Origin of the sequence: Kosakonia arachidis, from assembly GCF_900116535.1 — a bacterium.
GTDB lineage: Bacteria > Pseudomonadota > Gammaproteobacteria > Enterobacterales > Enterobacteriaceae > Kosakonia > Kosakonia arachidis.
Window position 1 is genome coordinate 888362 of the sequence record NZ_FPAU01000001.1, and the last position, 14506, is coordinate 902867.

At 55.4% G+C, this 14506-nt stretch carries 17 protein-coding genes; 9 read left to right on the plus strand and 8 right to left on the minus strand.

Annotated elements, in window-relative coordinates:
• Positions 1 to 48 precede the first annotated feature (48 nt).
• Together BM427_RS04265 and BM427_RS04270 are read left to right on the plus strand one after the other, a co-directional pair.
• Positions 49 to 222, plus strand: a complete 174-nt coding sequence (locus tag BM427_RS04265; RefSeq protein WP_071532050.1) for a con-10 family general stress protein — start codon at positions 49 to 51, stop codon at positions 220 to 222.
• 127 nt (positions 223 to 349) lie between these two features.
• Positions 350 to 1273, plus strand: coding sequence for a DMT family transporter (locus BM427_RS04270; RefSeq protein WP_090119513.1), 924 nt, complete (start codon positions 350 to 352; stop codon positions 1271 to 1273).
• Here the strand turns inward: BM427_RS04270 and rutF are convergent.
• Genes rutF through rutA form a run of 6 tightly spaced genes read right to left on the minus strand, consistent with a single transcriptional unit; the run spans position 1254 to position 5350 of the window.
• Positions 1254 to 1751 (minus strand): NADH-dependent FMN reductase RutF, encoded by a 498-nt coding sequence (rutF, locus tag BM427_RS04275; protein WP_090119515.1) that lies wholly within the window; start codon positions 1749 to 1751, stop codon positions 1254 to 1256. The two genes, BM427_RS04270 and rutF, sit on opposite strands and share 20 nt — an antisense overlap.
• 10 nt (positions 1752 to 1761) lie before the next feature.
• Positions 1762 to 2352, minus strand: a complete 591-nt coding sequence (locus BM427_RS04280; protein ID WP_090119517.1) for a malonic semialdehyde reductase — start codon at positions 2350 to 2352, stop codon at positions 1762 to 1764.
• Entirely contained in the window at positions 2349 to 3161 is an 813-nt protein-coding gene (rutD, locus tag BM427_RS04285) for a pyrimidine utilization protein D (RefSeq protein ID WP_090119519.1), read from the minus strand. Before rutD ends, BM427_RS04280 begins: the two co-directional genes overlap by 4 nt.
• A 7-nt stretch (positions 3162 to 3168) precedes the next feature.
• Complete coding sequence (rutC, locus tag BM427_RS04290; protein WP_090119521.1) at positions 3169 to 3555, minus strand: pyrimidine utilization protein C; 387 nt, start codon at positions 3553 to 3555, stop codon at positions 3169 to 3171.
• Positions 3556 to 3566: 11 nt separating this feature from the next.
• Positions 3567 to 4259, minus strand: a complete 693-nt coding sequence (gene rutB / locus BM427_RS04295) for a pyrimidine utilization protein B (protein ID WP_090119524.1) — start codon at positions 4257 to 4259, stop codon at positions 3567 to 3569.
• Entirely contained in the window at positions 4259 to 5350 is a 1092-nt protein-coding gene (gene rutA, locus BM427_RS04300) for a pyrimidine utilization protein A (protein WP_090119526.1), read from the minus strand. Before rutA ends, rutB begins: the two co-directional genes overlap by 1 nt.
• A gap of 279 nt (positions 5351 to 5629) precedes the next feature.
• Between rutA and rutR the strand changes: the two genes are divergently transcribed.
• Entirely contained in the window at positions 5630 to 6268 is a 639-nt protein-coding gene (rutR, locus tag BM427_RS04305; protein ID WP_090119528.1) for an HTH-type transcriptional regulator RutR, read from the plus strand.
• Here rutR and BM427_RS04310 read toward each other — a convergent pair.
• On the minus strand, positions 6265 to 6660 hold the full coding sequence (locus BM427_RS04310) for a lysozyme inhibitor LprI family protein (RefSeq protein WP_090119530.1): 396 nt from the start codon (positions 6658 to 6660) through the stop codon (positions 6265 to 6267). The two genes, rutR and BM427_RS04310, sit on opposite strands and share 4 nt — an antisense overlap.
• Before the next feature lie 40 nt (positions 6661 to 6700).
• Entirely contained in the window at positions 6701 to 7279 is a 579-nt protein-coding gene (locus BM427_RS04315) for a nucleotidyltransferase family protein (RefSeq protein WP_090119532.1), read from the minus strand.
• A gap of 385 nt (positions 7280 to 7664) precedes the next feature.
• Here BM427_RS04315 and BM427_RS04320 point away from each other — a divergent pair, with 385 nt between their 5' ends.
• The 6 genes from BM427_RS04320 (at position 7665) to BM427_RS04345 (ending at position 14444) form a co-directional block, all read left to right on the plus strand.
• Complete coding sequence (locus BM427_RS04320; RefSeq protein ID WP_090119534.1) at positions 7665 to 8648, plus strand: autoinducer 2 ABC transporter substrate-binding protein; 984 nt, start codon at positions 7665 to 7667, stop codon at positions 8646 to 8648.
• Positions 8649 to 8755: 107 nt separating this feature from the next.
• Entirely contained in the window at positions 8756 to 10255 is a 1500-nt protein-coding gene (locus BM427_RS04325) for a sugar ABC transporter ATP-binding protein (protein ID WP_090119536.1), read from the plus strand.
• Positions 10248 to 11237, plus strand: a complete 990-nt coding sequence (locus BM427_RS04330; RefSeq protein ID WP_090119538.1) for an ABC transporter permease — start codon at positions 10248 to 10250, stop codon at positions 11235 to 11237. Before BM427_RS04325 ends, BM427_RS04330 begins: the two co-directional genes overlap by 8 nt.
• A 1-nt stretch (position 11238) precedes the next feature.
• Positions 11239 to 12192 carry an ABC transporter permease gene (locus tag BM427_RS04335; protein WP_090119540.1) on the plus strand — a complete coding sequence of 318 codons (954 nt, stop codon included), beginning with the start codon at positions 11239 to 11241 and terminating at the stop codon, positions 12190 to 12192.
• A 15-nt stretch (positions 12193 to 12207) separates the two neighbouring features.
• On the plus strand, positions 12208 to 13845 hold the full coding sequence (locus tag BM427_RS04340) for an FGGY-family carbohydrate kinase (RefSeq protein ID WP_090119542.1): 1638 nt from the start codon (positions 12208 to 12210) through the stop codon (positions 13843 to 13845).
• Positions 13842 to 14444 (plus strand): KpsF/GutQ family sugar-phosphate isomerase, encoded by a 603-nt coding sequence (locus tag BM427_RS04345; protein WP_090119544.1) that lies wholly within the window; start codon positions 13842 to 13844, stop codon positions 14442 to 14444. The genes BM427_RS04340 and BM427_RS04345 overlap by 4 nt, the downstream gene beginning before the upstream one ends.
• The last annotated feature ends 62 nt before the right edge of the window (positions 14445 to 14506 follow it).

Consider the following 14506-nt stretch of genomic DNA (forward strand, 5'->3'; position numbering starts at 1 on the left):
ACTGAATGCAGTATGATGTCTAACATTTCACATATCCGGAGGTCAGACATGGCAAACCATCGTGGTGGAGCAGGAAACTTCGCTGAAGACCGTGAAAGAGCATCAGCAGCAGGCCGCAAAGGTGGGCAACAAAGCGGGGGCAATTTCAAAAACGATCCTCAGCGCGCATCTGAAGCCGGTAAAAAAGGGGGCAAAAATAGCCACGGTAGCCGCGAAAGCTAACGTCGGATATTGATAACTTTGCTGGTTGTCGTTATGCCCGCCGCCGGGGAACCCCGGCGGTTTTTTTGCGCTTGCGCAACCCGTCGCGCCAACGCACACTACGGGTTTTTCCTCTGGTCGGTGTGTTATGTCCCTCTCTCGTTACGCCTTTACCATCAAACCCCAGGAAGCGTTACTGATTGTCATCACGCTATTCTGGGGCGGTACGTTTCTTGCGGTGCAGTATGCTGTGACAATGAGCGGCCCGTTTTTCTTTGTTGGTCTGCGTTTTGCCACCGCCGGTTTGGCCGTGGCGCTACTCTCATTGAGAGTCTTAAATGACATCACCTGGCTGGAAATAAAAGCGGGCGGGGTGATCGGTATCGCCATCGCCCTTGGCTACAGCCTGCAAACCTGGGGGCTGCAATTTATTCCCAGCAGTAAATCGGCATTTATCACCGCCATGTATGTTCCGCTGGTGCCGCTGTTGCAGTGGTTGTGCCTGGGACGGATACCGGGGTTGATGCCGTGTATTGGGATCGCGCTGGCGTTTAGCGGGCTGTTGCTGCTGGCCGGGCCGGAAGGCAATATGCTGGCACTGGGGAAAGGTGAAATCATTACACTTGCCAGCGCGGTGGCGATTGCTGCCGAGATCATTCTGATCAGCGCCTGGGCCGGCAAAGTCGATGTCCGGCGGGTAACGGTGGTTCAGCTGCTGACGGCCTCGCTGGTGTCCTTTGCCGCCATGATCCCTTCTGGCGAATCGATACCGACCCTGTCTCCGGGGCTGCTGCTTGTCGCTCTGGGATTGGGGATTTTCAGCGCCATTATTCAGGTCGTCATGAACTGGGCGCAGCGCAGCGTATCGCCCACACGGGCGACGGTGATTTACACGGGCGAACCGGTATGGGCAGGTGTATTTGGTCGTCTGGCCGGTGAGCGTTTGCCGCTGCTGACGCTGTTCGGTGGGGCATTAATTGTGCTGGGTGTGCTGGTCAGCGAACTGAAGCTGAAAAAGAAAAAAGCGCCGTTGCCAGCGCCTGAAAACAGCATTAAACAGTCGGAAGGTTAGCTGGCAGGGCGTGATAACGCCGGTCAAACCACACCAGCCCTTCCGGCGTTGGATGACGGACAATATCAACGATCTGGCAAAACAGAATATCGTGCGTCCCAACGCTCACTACCTGGCTGATATGGCAGTCAAACGAGGCCAGCGCATTCGCCAGACGCGGACAGCCGGTTTCGCCTTGCTGCCAATGTGCTGCGGCAAAACGTTCATCCATCGGCGTTTTGCCGCCAAACAGATTCGACAAGCTTTCTTGTCCCGCCGCCAGCGTATTCACACACAGCGCCTGATTATTGCTGAATACCGGCCAGACAGACGCCGAACGGTTAAGGCACACCAGCAGCGTCGGCGGTGAGTCGGTCACACTGCACACGGCGCTGGCAGTGAAACCGGCACGGCCCGCCGGACCATCGGTAGTGATAATGTTGACCGCCGCGCCGACACAGGCCATCGCGTCGCGAAAGGTGGTGCTATCGATACTCATAACATAACCCTCATGCAAACTGACAGACATCAGCAAAGGGCAAGCGCGGCAGCCGATCGTAGAGTTTGCTGGCATCGCCATAACCCATGTTGACCAGTAAGTTGCTGCGCCAGCCGTTGTCGGCAAAAAATGCGCTATCGACAACGGCGCGATCGAAGCCGGACATCGGGCCGGTATCCAGCCCCAGCGCCCGACAGGCGAAAATCAGGTAGGCCGCCTGCATGGAACTGTTGCGAAATGCCGTCTCCTCCGCCAGTTGCGGGCTGGAGGTGAACCAGCTCCGCGCATCGCCATGGGGAAACAACACCGGCAATTGTTCATAAAATTCACTGTCCCAGGCAACGATAGCCGTCACCGGCGCACTGAGCGTTTTTGCCAGATTGCCGCTGGAAAGTGCCGGACGCAGTTTCTCTTTACCTTCCGGTGTGCGGATAAACACTAACCGCGCCGGGCTGCAGTTGGCCGACGTTGGCCCCATTTTCAGCAGATCGTAAATCTGTTGCAGCGTCTCATCGCTAACCGACCGTTCCAGCCAGCCATTGTGGGTGCGCGCCTGGTTGAACAGGGTATCCAGCGCCGCAGCGTTAACGGCTTCGCTCATAAACTCTCCTTCTGAGCCAGGGTCAAAACGGGCAGCATGCTGTGCAGCCCATCGAGTAAAAGGGTATTAAATGCTTCGCTTTCGGTGATATTGCAGGCATGCGCGCCGCGCTCCATCACCTGTAACCGGCTACCGGGGATTGCTGCTTGCAGGTCGGCAGAGCAGGTCCAGGGCACCAGCAGATCGTCCCGCGCGCAAATGATGTTTGTCGGGCAGCGAATCTCTTGCACACGGTGGCTGAAGTCGGCATTTTTCAGCGCCGTCAGGCGACGCAATAGATTGCCGGTACCCTGAAAATGCGCCAGTGCCAGTGCTTCCTCCGCCTCCAGTCGGGGTGCATGAACGGCCATCCAGTCCGCCGGATAGAGGAACAGGGGTTGTGCCTGTACCCAGGCTTCCGCCCCCCCTGCCGCCAGCAACCGCTCACGCACGCGGAAACAGCGCTGTGTATGGTCGTTCAGCCGTAGCCAGCCATTCACCAGCACCAGCCCGCTTATCGCCTGCGGATAGTCCAGCGCCAGTTGCAGGCCAATCAGAGCGCCCAGCGCGTGGCCGATAAGGCAAAAACGGGTGATGCCTTCCACCTGCAACGCCTGGTGCAGCTCAGCTGCCATATCCTGCATGCTATAACCATCCGGTAGCGTGTCCGGGTTATTGCCGGTTCCGCGCTGGTCATAGCGCACGACCTGATAATGGGCTTCCAGCGCCGAGAGTTGTGCCAGCCAGTAGCTGCCAGCGCCGCCTAACCCGGCGCTTAGCACCACCACTGGCGCGCCTGCATACGGCGCATCGCCCAAGGTTAGCTTCATGGCATCCTCACAGACCGATGTGCGCAACGGTGGCGATCTCCACCAGCGCATCGGGTTTCACCAGGCCGCATTGAATGCAGAAACGCGCCGGTTTATCACCAGGGAAAAACTCGGCGTACACTTCGTTAATCGCGGCGTAATTTTTCCAGTCGGTGATAAAGATGCTGTTGAATGTCACATCCTCCATTGTGCCACCTGCGGTCTCGATCACGCGCTTGATCGTTTCCAGTACGTGGCGCGTTTGCGCCTTTGGGTCGCCAACAAAGACCACGTTATTGTTGGCATCAAACGGTAGCGTGCCGGAGACATAGACTACGCCGTCAGCCAGCGTACCTGGAACAAACGGGGCAATAGGGGTGGTGGTGCCCGGCGGAATAATGACCTGTTTTGGCATGATGAGTCTCCTTACGCAATGTTGACCAGTTTTTGAGGCGCCAGGGCGGAGCAGAAAGTCTGCACATCGCTCACCCAGCCGAAGAAGGTTTCGATATTGAACAGTGCAGCTTGCTGGGCAAATGCCGGGCCAGCCTGATGGGTAGCGTCTTCCAGCACGATGCCGAAGTATTCGAGAAAAAAGCCGTCACGCAGCGTGGATTCAACACAGACGTTGGTGGCAATACCGGTAAATACCAGATGGCGAATGCCGCGGCTGCGCAGGAGGCTGTCCAGCGGTGTATTAAAGAAGCCGCTGTAACGTGGTTTCGGCAGTACGATATCGCCGGCTTGCGGTTTCAGTTCCTCCACCAGTTCATAATCCCAGCCGCCTTTTGCCAGCAATTTGCCCTGCAATTCCGGGCGTTTGCGCATGGTCTTCAGCGCATTGGATTTGTGGTAGTTCGGCGAACCGGGGCCACCGGCTTCCACGTATTGATCATCCCAGCCGTTCTGAAACCAGATAATCAGCATCCCGGCTTTGCGAGCTGCGGCAACGGCAATATTGATATTCTCAATCACCGGCCTTGTGGCCGAAACATCAAACCCGGCCAAATCGAGGTAGCCACCGACGCTGGCATAGGCATTTTGCATATCCACCACAATCAGGGCGCTGCGCTCAGGAGAAAAATCGACCGATTCCGGGCGTGCGTTGAGGGTAATCATCAGGCAACCTCGCGTGTTGGGGCAGGAATATGGCTACGGCACTGCATCAGCGGCTGAATGCGCTCGCCGAACATTTCGACGCCCTGTAAAAAATCATCAAAGGTAAGCAACACGCCGTCGGTGCCGGGGACGCTGGCAACCTCATCAAGTAAGCGCGCTACCGTGGCATACGAACCCACCAGCGTACCCATATTGATATTCACCGCCGATGTCGGATCGGCCATCTGGCGCACATTCGTGTCCGCGCCGGAACGGGTATCCTTCTGGCTCTGCTCGGTAAGCCATGCCAGCGCTTCGTCGTCAGCGCCTGCTTTGTAATGCTCCCATTTTGCCCGCGCCGCCTCGTCGGTTTCATCGGCGATAACCATAAATAGCACATAGGAGCCGACATCGCGCCCGGTGGCGCTGGCCGCTTCCTGCATGCGTTTGGCAGTAGGCGCAAATGCGGTTGGGGTGTTAATACCTTTGCCGAAGCAGAAGTTGTAATCAGCGTATTGTGCGGAAAATGCCATTCCCGCATCGCTTTGCCCGGCGCAGATCACCTTCATCGGGCCGCCGGGTTGCGGGCTGACACGGCAATCATTCATGGTGAAAAATTCGCCTTTGAAGTCACTTTTTCCGGTTCCCCACAGATCGCGCAATACCTTCACGTACTCCGTCAAATAGTCATAGCGACGGGAGAAATAGTCATCGCCCGGCCACAGACCCATCTGCTCATACTCCGGCTTTTGCCAGCCGGTCACCAGATTGACGCCAAAACGCCCACCGGAGATGGAATCAATGGTCGACGCCATCCGTGCGACAATGGCCGGCGGCAGCGTCAGGGTCGCGGCGGTGGCGTAAATCTGAATACGAGAAGTGACCGCAGCAAGTCCGGCCATCAGCGTGAAAGATTCGAGGTTGTGATCCCAGAATTCGGTCTTGCCACCAAAACCGCGCAGCTTGATCATCGAGAGCGCAAAATCGAAGTGGTAATGCTCCGCTTTCTGCACAATCGCTTTATTCAGTTCAAAAGTCGGCTTGTACTGGGGCGCATGAGTTGAAATCAGCCAGCCGTTGTTGCCAATGGGAACGAAAACACCAATTTTCATTACCTACCTCGCGTTGTCAGGTGAATGTCTGGCGTGGCGTTGCATCCTGCATTTTCCTTTCAGCCGCGCAATCAAAGGTTTGCAAACTGGATGCCAACAATAAAAAGATTATTGTTATTAATGTGTTAACTTAAAGTTGATGAAATGAGGCGTGAAAAAGTGGACTAAATGGTCAAAAACGGTGCACAAAAAACAGGCACTCATGTGCATTGAGAGTGCACAGGGTCGAGTCGACGTGCACCTTTTGCTATGCTGCTGTCAACCAAAAGGAGAGAGAAAATGGCACAGGGTACGGTGAAGCGGGTCGGTAAACGTACGCAGGCAGTTAATGAGAAGCGACAGGCGATTTTGACCGCGGCGCTGGAGATCTTTTCCCGCGTGGGTTTTCACGGCGCACGGCTGGAGCAGGTTGCCGATGGCGCGGGCGTTTCGAAAACCAATTTGCTCTATTACTACCCGTCGAAAGAGGCGCTCTATATTGCCGTGCTGCGGCAGATTCTCGATATCTGGCTGGCACCGCTAAAAGCCTTCCGCGCAGATTTCACACCACTGGTGGCGATTAAGGAGTACATCCGCCTGAAGCTGGAGGTGTCACGCGATTATCCGCAGGCATCAAAACTTTTCTGCCAGGAGATGTTGCAGGGTGCGCCGTTGCTAAAAGCGGAGCTGACAGGGGATTTAAAAACGTTGGTGGAGGAGAAGTCAGCCATTATTGCTGGCTGGATCGCCAGCGGTAAACTGGCGGCGGTCGATCCGCATCACCTGATCTTTATGATTTGGGCCTCAACCCAGCACTACGCGGATTTTGCCATCCAGGTGGAAGCTGTTACTGGCGCAACGCTACAGGATGAGGCCTTCTTTCAGCGCACGGTCGATAATGTGCAGAGCATGATCATTGAAGGCATCCGCGTCCGTTAATGGCCAGGGGACAGTGGGCAACTGACATCACCTTCGCCGCACTGTAGCAAGGAGGCCAGCCAGGCTTCGCGCTCGTTGGTTTTATCGGCCAGACACTGGTTTTCCACCATCGGCTGCACGCTTCCGTCCTCGACGCCGGAACTCACAAAGGCGCAATCGCTGTCTCGCAGTGTTACCCAGGTTTGTTGCGCTTTCTTCAGCAGTGCCGCCTGCGCGGAAGTGGCGCGTTTAATGGCACTCTGATATGTCTGGTTCAGTTTTTTATCCGCGGCCTGATATTGTGCGGCAGTACAGCTATTCAGTTCAGCCTGTGTCGAGGCGTTCTCGCACTCGTCCGCGAGCAGTGGGCTGCTCATTAACAGCGCGGTCAGCGCTAGCATGCAACGTTTCATCCTGTCCCCTTCCGTACAAGGCTCTGATTCAGCCGTTTTATTAGCATAGCCCCGTGGGAATGTCATCTGCCGCGATAAGTTCAAGATGCGGGTAACGCGCCAGCCAGAGTTTTTCTTCGACCCGCCGACGAAACTGTGGATATTTACGCCCTTTAAAGTGCGGCGTCGGACGCAGACGCAAGCCAAACAGATCGTCCAGGCCAAAAGGGGCAATAATATCAAGACGCACTTTATCGACCAGGCGCACCGCCACGGCGGTGGCGGTTTCCGGCCAGTGCCGCAGTGCCGTAAGTAGTGATGAATACGGCTCATCGCCGTTGCGCAGATGCATGCGTGCCTGGTTTTTTACCGACCAGTTAACCTCTGGCGCGTGCGCGCTCAGGCGGTTTTCCATCTCGATATCCACCTCGATCGCCATCTCATGTGGATTAAGCCAGATGACATCCACATCACCTGCCGGTGGCTGTGGCGCACTATGGTGCAGATGATCCCAGACGGCATCTCGCACAAAGCCTGCACCAATCCAGCTTTCAGGGCATATAGCGTGAACGATTTGGAGTATGTTCCTGCGCCGGGGATCGGTGAGTAATAGCGTTTCTAATGCGCTGGCATAACGCATATGCGGCTCCTGCAGAAAAAAGTAAGGCATTGAAAGAGGGGAAACAGTATGCCGATGTTGCGTGTGGCCTTACTCGTTTCAGTTCTCAAATTTGCAAACTTTCCCCGCCGCTATAGCCATTCATTCAGCGCACAAATACCTGCTTTTATCGGTGTTTGATAATTAAGTGTTAATAAAATGTTTTATTTCATGGTTTTTTTAACAGATGAGATTCTATTCAGGAAGGTTAAGTGGTCTTTTTTTACTAAAATTTAACAATATTTTTTCTGAAATTTAACTTTTTTGGGCATAAATCACATTTTCAATTTTTACATTATTTTGCCTCTTCCCTTCGTTGTTAATCTCCCCGTCGCGACTTTCCTCTGTTCCCAAGAAAGGTAAAACTATGAAATTCAAACTCGCATTACTCAGCGTAGCGCTTATTTCTGCTTGCATGGTGTCGGGCCAGTCCGTTGCAGCAGAAAAGTATGAGATCGCGGTGGTTGCAAAAGTGACCGGTATTCCGTGGTTTAACCGCATGGAGACCGGTGTTAATGACGCAGCGAAGAAACTAAACGTTAACGCTTACCAGACCGGGCCTTCTACCCCGGATCCGGCGCAGCAAGTGAAGGTGATTGAAGATCTGATCGCGAAAAACGTTAACGCCATCATCGTGGTGCCAAACGATGCAAAAGTGCTGGAGCCGGTGCTGAAAAAAGCCCGTGACAAAGGCATTGTGGTGCTGACGCATGAATCCCCGGATCAACAGATTGGCCAGTGGGATATCGAAACCATCGACAGCGAAAAATATGCGCAGGCCAACGTTGATGAGTTAGCCAAAGATATGGGCGGTAAGGGGGGGTATGCGATCTACGTCGGGTCATTGACCGTACCGTTGCACAACGCCTGGGCTGATTACGCCATTAAATATCAAAAAGAAAAATACCCGGATATGTTTGAAGTCACCTCGCGTCTGCCGGTGGCCGAAAGCATCGACAAATCCTACGCCACCACTCTCGATTTAATGAAAACCTATCCGCAGATGAAAGGGGTGATCGGTTTTGGTTCGCTGGGGCCGATTGGCGCAGGGCAGGCGGTACAGAAAAAACGTGCGAAAGATAAACTGGCCGTTGTCGGGATTGCTATGCCGGGCCAGGCTGCGCCGTATCTGATGCGTGGCGATATCAAAAAAGTGCTGCTGTGGGACCCGCGTGATGCGGGCTATGCGCTGGTTACCGTCGCTGACCAGTTGTTGCAGGGCAAGGAAGTCACGCCCGATCTGACCATCGACGGGCTGGGCAAAGCCGACGTCGATATGAACAAGAAAGTCATCCGCTTTAACAAAATCCTCGAAGTCACTAAAGATAACGCGCAATCACTCGGCTTCTGATTTTTTCAGGCCACACCAGGGAACCGGAGACCGGCCGTAAGGCCGGGCTCTTTTTGCAGCACAGATAACCATCGCGCCCCTTACGGGCGCTGGCAGGGGTATTGTCAATGACAGACACCACCGCATTTATCACTCTTGAGAATATCAGTAAACAATTTCCGGGCGTGCGGGCGCTGGACAATGTGAACCTGACGCTGGGAAAAGGCGAAGTTCACTGCCTGGCGGGGCAAAACGGCTGCGGTAAAAGCACCATCATCAAAGTGATTTCCGGGGTTTATCAGCCGGAAAAAGGCGCCAGCATTGCCCTGGACGGTAAACTTTTTCACCATCTGACGCCACAACTCTCAGCGCATTACGGCATTCAGGTCATTTATCAGGATCTCTCGTTATTCCCCAATTTTAGCGTGGCGGAAAATATCGCCATCCACCGTTATCTGCCTGGTGGCGATATCTGGGTGCGACGCAGTGCGATGCGTACGCAAGCGCTGGCCGCGATGGCGCGCATCGGCGTGCGTCTCGATCCGGATAAAAAAGTCGAGAAACTCTCTATCGCCGATCGCCAGTTAGTTGCGATTTGCCGGGCGATTGCTGCCGATGCCCGGCTGGTGATCATGGATGAGCCGACCGCCTCGCTGACCCGCCAGGAAGTGAATGGGCTGCTGCGTGTGGTGAACGAACTGAAAGCCGCAGGGATCTGCGTGGTATTTGTCAGCCACCGTCTTGATGAGGTGATGGAAGTGGCCGACCGCATTAGCGTGATGCGTGACGGCAAGCTGATTGGAACCTGGCCGGCAAACGAACTGGATAGTCATGAGCTGGCGTATCTGATGACCGGACAGCGTTTCCACTATAGCCCGCTACCGGAAAAACCGCCGGTGGATCAGGCACCGATGCTGGAGCTGTGTCATCTGAGCCGCAAAGGCAAGTATCGCGATATCAATCTGGCGCTGCGCAGCGGCGAGATCGTCTCCATTGTCGGTTTGTTAGGCGCAGGACGCACCGAATTGTGCATGAGCCTGTTTGGCATGACGCACCCGGAAGATGGTGAGATGCGCATTAACGGTAAGCCGGTGAAGCTGCGGAATAACCATGACGCCATTCGTCACGGTATTGGTTATGTCTCGGAAGACCGGCTGACACAGGGGTTGATCATGGAGCAGTCGATTTACGACAACACCATCGTCACTGTGTTCGACAAACTGCATACGCGCGGTGGCCTGCTCGATCACGCTAAAGCCGGGCACCTGGTCGCGGAGCTGATTCGCAATCTGAATATCAAAGTTTCCGATGCGCAACTGCCGGTAAAAACGCTCTCCGGCGGTAACGCGCAGCGTATTGCCATCGCCAAATGGGTGGCGACCCATCCGCGCATCCTGATCCTCGATTCGCCTACCGTTGGGGTGGATATCGCTAACAAAGAGGGGATCTACCAGATTGCCCGCCAACTGGCGGAGCAGGGGATGGCGGTACTGATGATTTGCGACGAAATACCGGAAGCGTATTACAACAGCCATCGCGTGCTGGTAATGCGCCGGGGTGAACTGGTGGCGGAATTTAATCCGCACCGCTGCACGGAGCAGGAGATTGCAGAGGTGGTCAATGCGTAACGCATCCCTTTCCCGCCTTGTCGGGCAACATGAATTCTGGCTTGGACTGCTGGTGATTGCGCTAGCTGTAGGGCTGAGCGTTCGTACCGATGAATTTTTATCACTGGGCAACCTGACAGACGTGGCAACCAGCTACGCCATTCTCGGTATCCTGGCCTGCGGTTTATTTGTGGTGCTGATCTCCGGGGGGATCGATATCTCGTTTCCGGCGATGACGGCGATTGCGCAATATGCAATGGCCAGTTGGGTGATCGCCCACGGCGGCAACTTCGCGCTGGCGCTGGCATTAGCCATGGCCGTCGGGCTGCTGCTCGGTTTAGTGAATGGTTTTCTGGTTTACTGGCTACGCGTCCCGGCGATCATTATCACGATTGCCACGCTGAACGTCTATTACGGGCTGCTGGTTTACGCCACTAAAGGCACCTGGCTGTATGGCTTCCCGGACTGGTTTATGAACGGCATTAACTGGTTCTCTTTCACCGCGGCGGATGGCTATGACTATGGTCTGACGTTGCCGCTGCTGTGCCTGGGTCTGGTGATCATGATCACCGCCGTGCTGATGAATTACACCCGACTGGGCCGCCAGATTTATGCGATGGGCGGCAACCGCGATGCGGCGTCGCGTCTGGGCCTTAATCTGCTGAAACTGCATTTTTATGTCTACGGCTATATGGGCATTCTGGCCGGTGTGGCCGCAGTGGTACAGGCGCAGATTACCCAGTCCGTCGCCCCGAACTCATTGATCGGTTTTGAGTTGACGGTGCTGGCAGCAGTGGTGCTTGGCGGTACCAGTATGTCCGGCGGACGCGGTACGCTCACCGGCACGCTATTGGGGGTGGTTCTGCTGGCCTTCCTGCAAAATGGTTTAACGCTGCTCGGCGTCTCCTCCTACTGGCACATGGTCTTTAGCGGCGCGATTATTCTCGGCAGCATCAGCGCGACCGCGTGGAATGAAAAACGCAAACTCGCAAGGGAGCTTTAAGATGAAATCAATCGCCAGACTCTTTCCCGGTGATGCCATCATCCGTTTGCAATGCGTGATTATCATCGTTGTCGCGGTGGTCTTTCCTGCCCTGCTCGGCAGTCGCTTTTTCAGCGTCGCCAACTTCCAGTCCATCGGCTCGCAGCTACCGATCCTTGGCATGCTGGCGCTGGGCATGGGCATCACCATGCTGACAGGCGGCATCAACCTGTCGATTATTGCTGGCGCGAACGCCTGTTCACTGGTGATGGCCGCGGTGATTGTCGCTCACCCCGATAATCCACTGTTTCTCGCGCTGGCGCTGCTGGCGGGTTTGCTGGTGGCCGTGGCGATTGGCGCACTGAATGGCGCGTTGGTGGCATGGATCGGCGTTTCGCCCATTCTTGCTACGCTCGGCACAATGACGCTGATTTCCGGGCTTAATATTTTGCTCTCCAACGGCACGGTTATTTCCGGTTTCCCGGCTGCGATCCAGTTTCTCGGCAATGCCACGCTGTTCGGTATTCCGGTAGCGCTGTTGCTGTTTATTGTGGTGGCGCTATTGCTGTGGGTATTGCTGGAACATACCACGCTGGGCCGAAGCCTTTATCTTGTGGGTTCGAACGAACAGGCGACGCGTTTTAGCGGCGTGAACACGGTGCGAGTGCAGGTTTCGGTTTATGTCATCTCGGCGCTGTTGGGCTGGGTGGCGGCCATTCTGATGATGGCGAAATTCAACTCTGCGAAAGCAGGCTACGGCGAATCTTATCTTCTGGTGACCATTCTGGCGTCGGTGCTGGGCGGGATTAATCCCGACGGCGGCTTTGGGCGTGTGCTGGGGCTGGTACTGGCGCTGGTGGTGCTGCAAATGCTGGAGAGCGGCTTTAACTTGTTGGGTATCAGCAGCTATCTGACGATGGCGCTCTGGGGCGCTGTGCTGATTCTCTTTATCGCATTACAAAATCGTAAAGCCTGATCTCAGGAGAAAATAATGGCGAGCTACTTTATTGGTGTGGATGTGGGAACCGGCAGCGCCCGTGCAGGCGTCTTTGATTTGACTGGCAGAATGGTCAGCCAGGCGAGCCGGGCCATTGAGATCTATCGTCCACAGGCCGACTTTGTTGAGCAATCCTCTGACAATATCTGGCTGGCGGTGTGTAACGCCGTGCGTGATGCGGTGAATCAGGCGGATATCAACCCGATCCAGGTTAAAGGTCTGGGTTTTGATGCTACCTGTTCGCTGGTGGTGCTCGACAAAGAGGGCAACCCGCTGACGATTAGTCCATCCGGACGCAGTGAGCAGAATATAATCGTGTGGATGGATCACCGTGCTATCTCCCAAGCCAACCGCATCAACGCCACGCACCACCGGGTGCTGGATTACGTCGGTGGCATTATCTCGCCGGAGATGCAAACCCCCAAACTGCTATGGCTGAAACAGCATATGCCAAACACCTGGGCGAACGCCGGTTACTACTTTGATTTGCCGGATTTTCTGACCTGGCGAGCAACGGGCGATGATACCCGCTCGCTTTGCTCGACGGTGTGTAAGTGGACGTACATGGGCCACGAAGACAAGTGGGACAACAGTTATTTCCATGAAATTGGGCTTGAAGATCTGCTGGAACATGACGCCGAAAAAATTGGCCGTTATGTGAAAACCATGGGCGAACCGCTGGGCCGCGGGCTGACACAGCGCGCAGCGACAGAGATGGGGCTGATGCCGGGCACGGCGGTAAGCGTGTCGATTATTGATGCTCATGCGGGGACGCTCGGTACGCTCGGCGCAAGCGGTGTTTCTGGCGAGGTAGCGGATTTCGACCGGCGCATTGCGCTCATTGGCGGTACCTCCACCGGGCATATGGCGATCTCCTCACAGGCACGCTTTATCGGCGGCGTGTGGGGGCCGTACTACTCGGCGGTGTTGCCGGGCTATTGGCTGAATGAGGGCGGACAGTCGGCAACCGGCGCTTTGATCGACCATATTATTCAGTCGCATCCGTGCTACGAAACGCTGCTCGGACAGGCAAAAACGCAGGGGCAAACCATTTACGAAGTGCTGAACGCATTGCTGCGGAAAATGGCGGGCGAGCCGGAGAATATCGCGTTTTTGACCCGTGATATTCATATTTTGCCGTACTTCCACGGCAACCGTTCACCGCGCGCTAATCCGACGTTAACTGGCGTAATCAGCGGGTTGAAGCTATCGCGCACGCCGGAAGATATGGCATTGCAGTACCTGGCAACCATCCAGGCCATCGCACTGGGTACGCGACATATTATTGAGACCATGAATCAGAGTGGTTACAGCATCGATACGGTGATGGCCAGCGGCGGCGGCACCAAAAACCCGATCTTTGTGCAAGAGCATGCCAACGCGACCGGCTGTGCGATGTTGTTGCCGGAGGAGAGCGAAGCGATGCTGCTTGGCGGCGCGATGATGGGCACCGTGGCAGCCGGGGTGTTTGATAGCTTCCCGGAAGCTATGGCGGCGATGAGCCGCATCGGTAAAACTGTCACACCGCAAACCAACCGTATTAAGCAGTATTACGATCTTAAATACACCGTGTTCCATGAAATGTATCAGGATCATATGAAGTACCGCGCGTTAATGCAGGAGCCGACATGAGCAGTAGCTGGCAGCAGGCCTGCGCCGCGTGGCAAAACTACAGCGAAGAGATGGCGGCGCTGAATCGCCATCTTAACGAAACGCAGTGGCAGGCGCTAATAGAGGAGCTGCGCGGTTGTCGCGGCAAAATTGCCGTCACCGGCGTTGGCACATCCGGCATTGCGGCCCGCAAAATCGCCCATATGCTGGCCTGCGTTGAGCGTCCGGCGATGTATCTCAACGCCACCGATGCTGCGCACGGCGATTTGGGTTTTCTGGAGGCTAATGACCTGCTGATTATGCTGTCGCGCGGCGGGAATTCCGATGAGCTAACGCGGCTGCTGCCCGGAGTGGCGGCGAAAGGTGTGGCGCTTATCAGCGTGACGGAAAACCCGGATTCAGCGATAGCACAGGCCTCAAGGTTGGTGATTTCAACCGGCGTTCGCCGCGAGATCGATCCGCTGAATATGCTGGCAACCACCTCGATTGTGCTGGTTCTGGCGATATTCGATGCTGCCTGTGCATGCCTGATGAGCGAAAGCGGTTATTCGAAGGAGACATTGCTCGCCGTGCACCCGGGCGGCGATGTTGGCTTAACGTTAAGAAACAAAGCGCCTTGAAACAATAACGATTTATCCGTTCTACAGGGTATTGTGCATTTGCTATTAACCATCACCACCTG